This window comes from Vibrio nereis NBRC 15637, assembly GCF_001591105.1.
Taxonomy (GTDB): Bacteria; Pseudomonadota; Gammaproteobacteria; order Enterobacterales; family Vibrionaceae; genus Vibrio; species Vibrio nereis.
Genome location: NZ_BCUD01000013.1, coordinates 55,576 through 68,244, shown reverse-complemented (window position 1 = coordinate 68,244; position 12,669 = coordinate 55,576). Strand labels below are relative to the sequence as shown.

At 44.3% G+C, this 12,669-nt stretch carries 10 protein-coding genes; 8 read left to right on the top strand and 2 right to left on the bottom strand.

The genetic code is table 11. From position 1 onward, the window contains the following. Positions 1-25 precede the first annotated feature (25 nt). The 7 genes from VNE01S_RS13885 to VNE01S_RS13855 all read left to right on the top strand — a co-directional run bounded on the left by VNE01S_RS13885 (position 26) and on the right by VNE01S_RS13855 (position 8,241). On the top strand, positions 26-1,042 hold the full coding sequence (locus VNE01S_RS13885) for a hypothetical protein (RefSeq protein ID WP_053396207.1): 1,017 nt from the start codon (positions 26-28) through the stop codon (positions 1,040-1,042). Beyond that, positions 1,035-2,357 carry a hypothetical protein gene (locus tag VNE01S_RS13880; RefSeq protein WP_053396206.1) on the top strand — a complete coding sequence of 441 codons (1,323 nt, stop codon included), beginning with the start codon at positions 1,035-1,037 and terminating at the stop codon, positions 2,355-2,357. Before VNE01S_RS13885 ends, VNE01S_RS13880 begins: the two co-directional genes overlap by 8 nt. A gap of 95 nt (positions 2,358-2,452) precedes the next feature. Continuing rightward, complete coding sequence (locus tag VNE01S_RS13875; protein ID WP_156309886.1) at positions 2,453-2,974, top strand: hypothetical protein; 522 nt, start codon at positions 2,453-2,455, stop codon at positions 2,972-2,974. A gap of 345 nt (positions 2,975-3,319) precedes the next feature. After that, positions 3,320-4,642 (top strand): serine/threonine-protein kinase, encoded by a 1,323-nt coding sequence (locus tag VNE01S_RS13870; protein WP_053396204.1) that lies wholly within the window; start codon positions 3,320-3,322, stop codon positions 4,640-4,642. Between the two features lie 4 nt (positions 4,643-4,646). Beyond that, positions 4,647-6,086, top strand: a complete 1,440-nt coding sequence (locus VNE01S_RS13865) for a hypothetical protein (protein WP_053396203.1) — start codon at positions 4,647-4,649, stop codon at positions 6,084-6,086. Then, a complete protein-coding gene (locus VNE01S_RS13860) occupies positions 6,086-6,658 on the top strand; it encodes an ECF-type sigma factor (RefSeq protein WP_053396202.1) in 573 nt (190 codons plus the stop codon). The genes VNE01S_RS13865 and VNE01S_RS13860 overlap by 1 nt, the downstream gene beginning before the upstream one ends. Beyond that, a complete protein-coding gene (locus tag VNE01S_RS13855) occupies positions 6,658-8,241 on the top strand; it encodes a hypothetical protein (RefSeq protein ID WP_053396201.1) in 1,584 nt (527 codons plus the stop codon). The genes VNE01S_RS13860 and VNE01S_RS13855 overlap by 1 nt, the downstream gene beginning before the upstream one ends. A 10-nt stretch (positions 8,242-8,251) precedes the next feature. Here VNE01S_RS13855 and VNE01S_RS13850 read toward each other — a convergent pair whose 3' ends face one another. Next, entirely contained in the window at positions 8,252-9,118 is an 867-nt protein-coding gene (locus tag VNE01S_RS13850; RefSeq protein WP_053396200.1) for a hypothetical protein, read from the bottom strand. A 238-nt stretch (positions 9,119-9,356) separates the two neighbouring features. On the opposite strand from VNE01S_RS13850, the gene VNE01S_RS13845 reads away from it, so the two are divergent. Beyond that, entirely contained in the window at positions 9,357-11,552 is a 2,196-nt protein-coding gene (locus VNE01S_RS13845) for a putative Ig domain-containing protein (RefSeq protein WP_053396199.1), read from the top strand. A 64-nt stretch (positions 11,553-11,616) separates the two neighbouring features. On the opposite strand, the gene VNE01S_RS13840 is transcribed toward VNE01S_RS13845, so the two are convergent. Then, positions 11,617-12,531, bottom strand: coding sequence for an SPOR domain-containing protein (locus tag VNE01S_RS13840; protein ID WP_174522340.1), 915 nt, complete (start codon positions 12,529-12,531; stop codon positions 11,617-11,619). Between the last annotated feature and the right edge of the window lie 138 nt (positions 12,532-12,669).

The following is a 12,669-nucleotide window of genomic DNA, read 5'->3' as shown; positions in this document are numbered from 1 at the left end:
GCATATGAACGGATATACTGCGATAATGACACATATTAACCTGCACTCAAAACTATTAGATAGTACGAAGACGTTCTGCGATGCTTCTCTTGTTTCTACCTGTGCTGATGAACAGAACACCGCGCTGACCGAGCTCGTTTTCAATATTTCTAGATATCAAGAAGAAGGCACTAAGCTGCACCCCAAAGTGTATCTCACCAGCAATATTAAACTTGCGCTCCAGATGTTACCTGGTTCAGATTCGATGCAAATTGGCTCAGAAGTTAACTTATCTAACGCTATGAGATCTGCGCTTAAAAAGTGTGCACCTCTCGCCAATAATGGTTGGTGTATTTACATAGCCCAAGAAGATGCACAGGTATGCTACGGTATATTCAGAGGTGATACTAATCCTATTACGACTTCTATCGATGAAGTGGTTCTTACTACAGATGTTCCTTACAACACAATTAAAGTCCACCAAGTTACACAAGACCAAGTTGAAGTAAGATCGAACAAAGGCCCTACGTTACACATCTCTTTAAGCCCAACAGCTAACCACACATCAACACAAAGCGACTTATCAAAGCTCATAGACTGCATCACAAATGAAGTCCAAGAAAATAAAGAGTTCGTACATAGAATACTGTCAGACTCTCTATCAGAAGCAATTAAAAAGAGTCATGGATGCTTAATTGCCGTATCAACCTCCGAACAAACCCCACCCACTTTCAATGGCGATGGGATACAATTGTCACCTGTAATAGATTTTCATAAGCTCGTAACTCTATGTATCAACGAAGATAGAGAGGCTGGTGCGCTAATCAGCTTTACTCATATTCTTGAAAGTATGATAAACACAGATGGTATAGTTATCTTCAATCAAAAAGCCCAACTACTAGGTTTTAATTTCTTTGTTCAATCCTCGTCCACAAATTCTTTTGGAGGGGCAAGAAGTCGCGCCTTTGAAGCGCTGTGTTCAAAACTTGATACAGAGCTATGTGGAGCTTACATGCAATCGCAAGATGGTTTAACTCAATTTAAAGGAGCTGATAATGAGTAATATCACACTCTGGCAGCCAGATAGCCTCGTCACTATTCCTGAAACAGCAGTTACCGCTGCTGCAATTGCAGATTGTGCTCTACAGCTAAATACAAAGGATAAACATCAAATATCTTTTGCTTTAGACAACGGCTTCTATGAAATGGGTATGAACTACCTTTGGTCTCGCACGATACATGCACTTAAAGCAGAACTATCGAATGTCGGTGTTAGTCTAATAGGTGAAATGTTAGGTAAAGCTGACATCACCGAAGATGATGATATCAACGATATTATTACTACGAGAGAATCCATTAAAATCGCAGAAGAACTAGGTATGATTAGTTCAACTGAAGCAATGAGACTAAGGCACTCACATGAGCTAATAACTCATTTCTCTACGCTAAGTATGACAGAGAGTGAACAGCAAAATATAAATAAAGAAGAAGCTATCATGTCTCTAAAGGCATGTGTAAAAGCTGTTTTGGGTAAACCAAAAATTCCTGTAGCAACGCCCTTTATCGAGTTTCGTGAAGCGCTAGAAACAGAGACACTCTCAGAGTCTGACCCTAAAGTCGACATGCTCAAAAGTTCTCCATATTTTTTCTATAAGTTAACAATTAGCGTTTTAATGAATGCAGCAAAAAAATCTAATGGCGCCACCTTAGAGCACGCTCTAGCTAACAGCAACCTACTCATACCACTTATGTGGCCAAACTTACTCGACTCTGAAAAATGGCAAGTTGGTCATACGTATGCTGAAAGTTTTGCTTCGGGGAAAAATATCTCTGTTAGTGGGCTTAAAAGAACATTACTAAAAGTCCATGGATTCGATTACGTTCCTGAAAACCTTAGAAGTGACTCATTCGTAAAAGCTGCGGATGAGATAGTTAAAGCTCATGAAGGCATAGATAATTTCTACAATGAGGCAGCGCCAGTCAAAAACCTAGCTAATTTAGGTACAACAATTCCTACACCAGCTCTTCCTGCGTGTGTATCTGCTTTACTTTGCGTTGTACTTGGCAATCCATATGGAACATCTCATTCTGCTAAACCTAAAGCGCAAAACTTGCTAGATATGCTCACTCCTGACCGCTGGGAATACTACCTAAACCATGTTTTACCAAGTGACACTAGAATTCTAAACAAACTTTCGATTTCTAAGCCGAGTGAAAACTGGGTAGATGACGTAGTAAAAAGATATAAGCTTGATCAATTAACCATTAAAAATAAGAATGTTAGTTCCCTTATCAACGTATCTAAACGTTCTAACTACTCCAAGATTAGAACTCTAGCGTCAGATTTAACCTCAGCTTATTACGGAAGAAAAAACTAATAGTGAAGTATCTAATACCTAGCTGGAAAGCACTGAGAGTTCTTGGTGAAAGTAACACTGTTAAGCTAACTATGCTAACGCCCATAGTTGGATACATGATCATTTTTAGTGAAAAATTCCAACAGTGGTTCACCATAGCGTCATCCGCTCTGGGAATAGACTCTGCACAAGCAGCAGCAACCACGATTTCCAACAGTTACTTGCTTTACTTTGGGTTAATCGCCATTGCACTTGCATCAGGGCTTTACAGTTTATTAGCCCCCTCGCTTGCTAAAGAGTACCGTTCTAATCGTGAGTATGTACAAGAAAACATTGAACACATCACTCCATCCAGGCTATTCGGGCTGTCATCTTTTGTTGAGAAAAAATACGGTGACGAAAAGGAAAGGCATGAGGTGTTTGTCAAGATTTCACTGTTTGAGTCTTCTTCAAAATCAACAGGGAACTCAGATGAATCAACGCTCAGAACTCTTGCTATAGATCTACATAATCACTTCTGGAACTGCACTGTATACAGTCGAGAAAAATGTAGAGCTTTAATTACTCTGCTGTATATTTCTGGATTTGTATTGCTGATGATACCGACCGTAAAATTATTCTGGAACGTTATCTTTTAATTAATCCTCTAAAGTCTGGAAAAACTGTTTTCCAGACTCCAATTTTTTTCGAAAATCATCTAATTTTCGTGTTTTCTGGAAAACTACCTTTAGTACTTGCCAACAAAAGCTTTCCAGAAAATTTACAGAGTCGAAAATAAAGAGTATGTGATTACCATGCGATAAGCATGACGCATTAACATTCGATAACGTTTATGTACAAAAAGCAGCCGACTTCGGCTGCTTTTTAGTATGTTAACTATCAATAAAAGCTATAACACTCTCAATTTTAAGAAAAATAATGAGATAGTCATTCCAATTTTTAATACACTGTGCCGCAGATAAAATAATATTAATCAACGCGCAGTGAATCTAGATACGGGTAAAACCCAGCTGTATTATTTGTTGTTGGATTTAGACGAGCAACAAAAGCAAGCAACGCTTCAACAGCTGCAGAAAAGTCGGCCAGACCTATACAAAGAAATCTCGGCATTGGTTGATGCAGAAAGCTCTGACGATTTAGATCAGATTTTTCAGCTGACGCTGCAAAGTAGCGTGTTACAGCAAGCGGATTACAGTAATCAACAAGTCGACAAATATCAGATCCTGCATGAAATTGGCCGGGGCGGTATGGGCGTGGTATATGCAGCTTGCCGCGCGGATCACGCCTTTGATCAGCAACTCGCGATCAAATTTCTCCAATCCGACTTAACCCAAGTTTTCAGTGACCAAGCTTTATTTAATGAAGCCCAAATGCTCGCCAAACTGAACCACCCTCATATTGCCAAAGTGTTCGATGGAGGGATCCACAACGGTGACGTTTATATTGTCATGGAGCAAGTTGACGGCTGCTCGCTTGACCAGTATTTAGAAACACACAGCCTAACCAAACATGAGAAACTACATACCTTTGCGCAGCTTTGTGGCGCGATTGAGCACTCGCATCAACAAGGCATCGTTCATGGCGATCTTAAGCCCGAAAACATTCTTATCGATAAGCAACACAACGTTAAGCTGATTGATTTTAATCTGACGCAGAAAGTCTCGGAGTCCTCTGATACCTCGCTAGACTGCTTGCGCGCCTTTAGCAAAGAGTACGCCAGCCCCGAGCAACAAGCCGGGCAAAGCATAAGCAGCGAGAGCGATACCTATTCGTTAGGTAAATTACTGGAGTGGTTGTTCCCTAATGAGTCCGCCCTGTCAGACTTATGGGTGATTCAAAAACAAGCGACCAAAGCGAGTATGACTGAGCGCTATGCGTCCGTGAGCGATATGCGCAAAGACATTGAAGCGATCATCGCCACTCGTCCTGTCTCTTTAAAGCAGCATATTCCTTTTTACCCTTCTGTGCGCTTGTTTCAACGCCATCCCCTGACCTGTACCTTGTGCCTTATGCTATTGCTGTCTGGGACTTACTTCTCCATCGCTCTGGTGAACAAGAACCAGCAATTGGAACGTGAAAAGCTCATTGCTGAGAATATGATTTTTGAAGTCTCTAGCATGATGTTCCACTCCAAAAGTCAGGCCGCACAGAATATGCCGTTACACATGGTGGTCGATTCCACCAGACGCCGCATTCTGGCCAACCCGGATATACCAAAACACATCAAGCAGAAACTGCTGTTAGTCATGATGACCCCGATTGAAGAAAAAGCCCCTGCGGCAACCGTGAACAAAGAACCGAGTTAGTATCATGAAACGATTCCCTACCCTATTCCTATTGAGCGCGCTTATCCCAACGATGGCGAGCGCTGCCGAAGCTGACATTCAAACGGGTTACTTTATTGATTCACCGGTATCGGGCCTGTATTACCAAACCAGCTCTGACTTATCCGGCCGGACCGATAAAGGCTCATTCCAATACCGCGCAGGCGATGTAGTCAGCTTTTTTCTCGGTAATGACGAAAACAGCTACTTGCTGTCTACCGTATCCGCTCAGGAAGTGATTACACCTACGCTGATCTCCACCAAGCCCAGTCGCAGTATTAACATTACCCGCTTACTGTTGTCGCTAGACAGTACACCGGAAAATCGCCAAGAAATATTGTTGCTCGATTCACAGTTAAGTGATGAGCAGTTTCAAGCCAAACTTAAAACGCTCGATCTCAACCACTTGCTGGAAGAAGACATGGAAAGATTGGGGCTCCGTGAGTTAGCGTCCGCCGACGAGGCCGTGCAGCATCTCAATGAGAGCCAACAATTTATTCAGGCCAACTTCCAATCCGACAAAGTCATCTTTGAACCACGCCATCGACGCTTAAGTAACGTAGTAATCAAAAAGCGTGATGTGTATGGCCGAATCTGTGCGTATGACCTTAGGCTCAAAAATCACCCGAAATATCATCCACCCATCGGCGAGTTATCCTATGAGCTGACGGAATCATCGATCATCGAATACCCAAGCAAAGGGGATTACTTTTATAACTGTCAGATCCAGCCCAACTCCATCAAGGAAGTCACCACCACCGCCTTGGAAGATTTTCCTGATGATTTTGGCACCTTCCAATGTGCTGAAGATGGCTGCACCCGGAACGACCTCAATGGTTTTACTATCGACAACTACGATGACGAGGGAGACTGGAAATACCGCTCAATAGCCATCAACTTTGACCCGACCACCCAATTGCTGATGGAAAAATCGCAGGGCATGGGATCACAGCCCCAAATCAACCACCCAAACCGAGGGGAAGAGATTTGGTTTACCTACCCAGAAGAAAAACGCGCTTTGCTGAGTTACCAAGGGGTCTGGCGTCAAACCAATTACCTAGAAAACACCATCCAAGAAAACTGCCTGCTGATTTCAAACGGACACATAAAACAAGCCTCACTGGTCGATGGCCAATGCCCTGCAGATAGCAACCTGTATACGCAAGATGTGACACGCCAATATTCCGATATGTGGTGGGTCAACACAGACAGCAACACGGCAGCCATCGAACAACTCAATATCGTTGTACGCTGGTACCAACCGCAGCCAACTTACACCACGTGGGAATATTTACCGGCAGGCAGTCAGTGGGATAAAGGCATTTTGTACCGCTATCAACAAACACTATCGAAAGCCCCAGACGGCTCGGACGTACTCAAAACCTACGCAATTTCTGAATACGTAAAAGTGAAGGAGAATATCTAATGGGATCTTTGTCTTCTTTAACCCATATCATTCACCAATGGCAATCCGGCGACAAACAAGCCGAAAACCAGCTGTATCAGTTTGCTTATCTACAGCTCAGAAAAATTGCTCAGCAAGAACGAGAGCGCAGTGCCAAAAAATACGGTAACGAGAACAAGGTACTGTCAGACAGTGTGAACAGCACCACCGCCCTGATCCACGAAGCATACTTAAAGATGTCAGGTTCGGATTTAGGGGACGTGAACTCGCAAAAGGAGTTCTACCTGATGGCATCGAAAGTGATGCGCCAGATTCTGATTGATAATGCGCGTGCTCATCAGGCGCAAAAAAGACAGCAACGAGAGACTAATGATCCAAGCGGCGAGCAGTCATTCGAACAATTGCTCATTTTGGATAAAGCACTGGATAGTTTTAGCGTGCGCTACCCTCGTCAATCTAATGCCTTGAAACTCAAATATCTGATGGGCTTAAAGAACCAAGAAATCAGCCAACTGCTTGAATGCAGTAGCAGCTTGATTGAAAAAGACCTCAAGTTTTCTCGCAGCTGGTTACAGTCACGAATTGCATCATAATGAAGAAGCGATGGATTCTCAGCCTAACCTGTGTGTTAGGCATAGTGAGTTGGTTTCACTTACAACAGGCAAGCGGCACGCTAAATGCGAGTGCCACGGCAGCGCACCCGCAGAACGCCTCAAACTTTGAAACGAAGGCCACTTTGGACTCAGTTTCAAATAGACAAGCCTCCCAGCAAACAGGAAAAAGCCCCATTTCCGCCTTGGTGTTGATCACTGAAGACGCGGCAGATTCAGGCAATCCAACAGGCGCAGTACAAGAAAACGTAGCCGACAGCTCTAGCCATGAAGAACAAAGGCAACAAGAGGCAGAATACTGGCCCGAAACCCGAACAATAAATGGGGAAGCCAACCTTTCCAATACCGCGACGAGCACAAACGGTAAGCCCTACATCAACCAGCATGTTTATCAGCGCCTACAGCAAGAGCTGTCTGGATGGGAGTTGGTTGAAGACAAACCGACCAATTTTCGCCTATGGGTTGCGGATCTTTTTGATGACCCTGAACATGACTTTGTGTCGATACGCATTGAGCTGAAATTACAAGGCGTCAAAATGTCTGGCTCATCGGCGCTGACCTTTAGAGGGATCCCGAAAGCCACAGCTTCGCCGCAACTCAAAATATCCGCCAAAGATGACCACCACGGGAACGATGAAGAGGCTTGGGTGTCTGCCCACTTTGATCTGTCACTGACTCATGCAGCAGAACTTAACAGGCACCCGCTGGAAGGCGAAACCGTCTATCGACTGGAAACCACTCATAACTTAAACAATCAATACACGTTGTACGAAGTGGTGTACTGCGAAGCGTTTAAGTTTGTGCAGCAAGAAGTGTTCTACGCAGCGTCAAACAACAAAACCCAATGCCCAACTGAAGAGCAGCTCAGAAAAGTGGGTTCCTACACGGTTAATGCGGATACGCTTATCGTCTCGAGTAACCAATCATTTTTAGATGCAGAGCAAACGTGGAAGCTAAAAAAACAGTACCCGTCGGTTAAACATCCAGAGGTCACCAACTACTTTGTTAGCGTGCACAACGGCAAACAGTTTGAAAGCTACACCATGCAAAAAGATCGCGCGGTGTTTGAAGAGCGTATCAATGCCACCACAGGACAGTATTTGTACCAAATCGCTTGGTTCGATTATTTACTCCCACTACCAAGCGGTGACTACCTCATCACTGAAGTCGGTAACTATATTTATGACCACGGCAGTGAGAGCGTCGGGCCATATAACGAAACCATCGACTCAGACTTGAACCTGCGCAGTTACAACAAAAACCTGAGCTGCCGAAACATCGCCACTTGGTATGAGAGTCAAGTGATCGCGGGGAAAGGTAACTACGACATCGACCTGATATCGTCTCAACTGCCCTATGAGCCGACCTACAACATTGATTGCTTTGAGTATGTCAGCAACCTTGTCACTGGGCAGCGTTCATTGGCCTTTGACCTTAATTATTCACCTTATGATGAACCCGTCGCGGGCCAAGTTTACAGTTACATTCTTCGCCCAAAACCTCAGTACGCAGAGCGGCTAGAGGAGCTTAAGTTGAATCTGATTTATCACCATCCACGTAACTGACTCTCTATGTTTAAAAACGCCACAGAGCTTGCAAGCCCGTGCTAAACGTCAGCGTTTCGGCTTCTGGTAATGTGGCTTTTTTATTCTCGGTGACATACTCCTGGCATTGGCCATCCGTCATGGTGTTACAGTAGGTTGCACTCACAACATGAGAATCCGACTCTAGGCGTTTCTCAAACCCTACCATCGCGAACCACCCCAAATGCAAACCTTCCATAATTTCGTAACTCACAGTACCTTCCAAACTGGTACGGATACTATGACTATCGAAATTTGTATCACTAAATTGAGTAGAGGAAGTCTGGCTATATAACGGCAGACCAACGAGAGCTTTGCCTGAGATGTGCCATTTGTTACCTGAGAACAGTGTACCGTCATCATATACCACACCTAAATCAGCAAAGATGCTGGTCGTGGTTTCTTCCCACGTTCCCATGAAGAACTTATTACCCTGTTCGGTATAGTTTTTAACTCCGTAGCGAGTAAAGGTTTGATAGGTTAATGATGGACCAGCCACTAAACGCCAGTTATTTTCTAATTTGTAATGAAGCAGAATATTGGTCGCGGTTTTAAGGTATTCGGCTTCATTATCTTGAATAACCTGCCCATTCCAACGCCACTTTTCTTCGCTGTTTGCCGGAGAGAAGGTTGCAAGAGCGTCGATGGAGAAATCAAAATCATCGTTGACACGATATAATCCCCCGGTGTTAATCACTGGGTTAAGCAAATTCACCGAGGAATGAGCAGCACCTGACTCCTCATAGCTCACGTTCTCCATCCCCATGGTAAAATACGAATAGCCATAACGATCATCCATTTCACCCGCTACTACGGTAGGTGCCAAACACATCAAAGCTAAACCCGCGTATTTCTTCATTATTCTCATCCTTTGTATTCGTCAGTGCGGCAGATGATAACGTTGAGCAAATCAATTCCAAACTCGTAATTGATAAAAAAAACAAAATAAATTTTACGGATTTCTTGCTGTTTTTCGTGCCTTGAATTTGCTCATTTTCACTGATAAAAACGCCATCTATATATGCCGATAGCGGCGTAAAAGGCTAATTCTCCCTCTGAGTAGTGAGACTTCAATTCGATTCAAGGACATAATAAAAATGAACAAGCTTAGTTTACTAGCAGCGTCAGTAGCAATCGCCCTTACTGGATGTGGGGGCTCGGAGGGAGATTCATCGGGTGGTACACCACCGACTCCTGGAGGCTTAGTCATTACCGCTGTCGATGGTCTGTTGTACAACGCCAGCGTCATGGTAGATGCTGACCAAGATCTGTCAAATGGCTGTGAGCTCGATACTGGCGTAAAAACCAACCAAGAAGGTCAAGCTCGGATCAGTGAAGACTATGCAGGCCTAACGATTTGTGTCGAAGCAAAAGCAAACCAAACAATCGACATGGAGCGCGGTATTCTAAGCCATAACTTTGCTTTATCTGCCATGAACGTCAAAGATGGCAGCGTGGCCAGCCCGATGACTCACATGGTAGTCGAGCAGATCAAAGCCGATGGCTCTCTTACTCAAGAGCAAGCAGAAGCGAACGTTGTGGCGTCGATCACCGATTCTGGCCTAGAGGCCGATTCTGCGTTGATTTTCGGTAACTATCTAGAAACAGATAGCGATGATGCAAAAGCTCTAAAGATCATTGGTGAAACGCTGGTGGATAACGCTGATATCGATGTTGAGAAGCAGCTTGAAGTCGCAGATCTTGTTGCGAAAGAAGCGAACGATATTATCGAAAACAATGGTGATATGACCGATTTTGCACCTGTTATTACTGTACCAAAAGATGACAGCCCAGTTGTGGTCGAGGAAAACCATCGCCCAACAAGTTCTCAGACGGTCGAGCCAATCACAATCGTGCTAGGCGATGCTAGTACACCATTCACTGCATCATTTACCGATATTGACGCTGACACACTGACATACGAGCTAAAAGCTCTGAAACTAGCGAATGGACTGAACGGCTTATCCATTGACTCGACAACTGGCGAAATCAGCGGCACTCCAGAATCCGCAGGCGTATTTACCTATCAGGTGTTTGCGACTGATGAGCATAAAGCGCGCTCTTACCCGCTAACCTTCACAGTAACGGTTGAAGCGCCAAACACAGCGCCAGTAATCAACGAAACAGTGAAAGCTGAACTTCAAGCAGAGATTGATACTTGGCAGTGGGTCGAAGGCGAACAACCTCTAGATACATTAAACATTTCAGCACTATTTGACGATGCAGACTCAGACCTTCTGACTTACCGAGTACTTAGCTCACTAAGCAAAAACGGTGATGCAGAGACAGGCTTCCAAGTTCATGTTGATGGTAACGGCAACATTTCATTTGATGGTCCGCTGCCGTTCAAAGCACCCGCTGGCGCAGAGAATCTATATGTTTATGCTAAAGACAGCGTTAACGCAGATGAGCCTCTAGTAATATTTACACTGCCAGAGATCATCGAAGGCACACCTGTTGTACCAGAGCCGCCTGTCGCTTCAGTTGCCGACCTACAAAATAAATTCCTTCACTTTGTTGAAGTGGGCAGTAACGGAACAAACTATGCTAAGGCTTGGTGTGACTCGATTTACTTTGATTCAGCATCACAAAAGATTTACTGGAGCAATCGAACAGACGCTAACAAACAAACTTGTGTCGACGAAGACTTAAACAACTTCACTTCAGATATCACTTACACAATTGAAGATGGTCTGATTAAATCAACTAACTTCGCTCAAGATGGCATTAGTTTCGAACTGGTTGAAAGCTCGATTTATGATGATGACATGTCAAACCATTACCTCGTCAAGTTCAACTACATTGACGATGAGAGTGAAGAGCTTGAATCTGTGACTGAAGTTTACGGTTACTACACTGACAAACGTGAAGTTGAAAAAGAGATTTATCAACCAATCGGTCGTTCAATGGATAATGCACCTTGGGCGGTTGGTCTTACACACACGGTGATTGATGGTAAGGTCCAAGAATTTGATGTGAGCGGCATCGTTCAGCAATTTGATTATGAAGGTACGGATGGCCAGGTTCATACCTACACCGCAGCATCTCTGTACGCAGAAGATGCCCATGCGTGTGATGTGCTGAAAAACGATTACACAATTCGTGTAATGGGCTCCAACGACGCAGCAGGCTCTCACTTTGTGAGCCGAGAGTTCAAAGTCGACAACGGTTGTTATTTGAACATGCTTCCGTTCAATCAAGAAGAAGCTATTCCTGCTGGCCTTTACACTATCGAAGCAAAACCTAACCGCCTTGACGAAGGTGAGCGAGTGATCTTCAGCTTTAAGAAGTAACATTGTAAAAAGCCCCGCATTGCGGGGCTTATTTTATTTTCTCACTTTCAGCGTTCTGATTAATCTACTTCACACACAACACATTTAACTTCGAGCTACCTTTAAGGTGATTCACCTTACCACTGTAGAACAAGCCCGACTTTTCCGCGCCCCAATACGGTAGGTGAATAGGCCACTTCCCTTTTGTCATCACTTCAGAATCCAGTAACGCTCGCCATTCAGCGGCCGTGGCCAAATGCATCCCTAAGCGATAACAAGTTTTATACGCCCCTTCATAGCTCATACGATTCCATGGCAACTCATGCTCCATATAGAACAAGTCATCACTAAACATCACATAAGGTACTTTGTACTCTTTGCCATTTAGGATGGTTTGTACACGAATCGACACATCCGTTTTTTTCTGCTCTGTCACTTTTTTGGGAACTGGCTGTGTTTTTGTTGCTGTAGGTGCGGGCAGCACGGTTTGAGTTCGTTTAGGAGCTGGGCTTGCAATGGGTTTATTTTGTGAGGCTTTTGCGACTGGTTTAGCTGAAGAGGATTTGCGCACCTCTCGGATAAAGGCGTCTTTGTAACCTTGTTCTTTCCTCACCTGAGACAGTTCGCGGCTTGCCTGTGCATAATCTGAGTACGGGCCAATCAAACAGCGATATTCCTTCTTTTCTGGTTTCATCCATACATCGGTAGAAATGTGCTGATACAGGCGCTTAGCGCGCTTTAGGGGGAGTGACTCTGGATAAATACCGCATTGAATCCAAAACTGGGACTGCTGGCCTTTCGGTTTTTGCCTACCCCATAAGCCATCACCGATCGGGCAGGATTGATCGAGCTGAGGAAGTTGCTGGGTTGACGCTTGGGTTGCATCACATAAAAACTCTTCAGCGTACGCTGACACAGATACCATCGGCAAAGATAACGCCGAAATGCTTAGTAGTTTCACCAAAGGTCGCTTTAGTGTCACAGCTATCTTCGTTTCCATACTCTTATTTCAAACCTCTGTTTTATGTCCGAGCACCGGGATATGGCGACAATGTGGCGGCTCAAAGCCCTCTGGATCAAAATGCAAAAAAAGAGCCGTAATCGCTTACGGCTCTTAGTTTAGTGAGGTTTTTAAAGT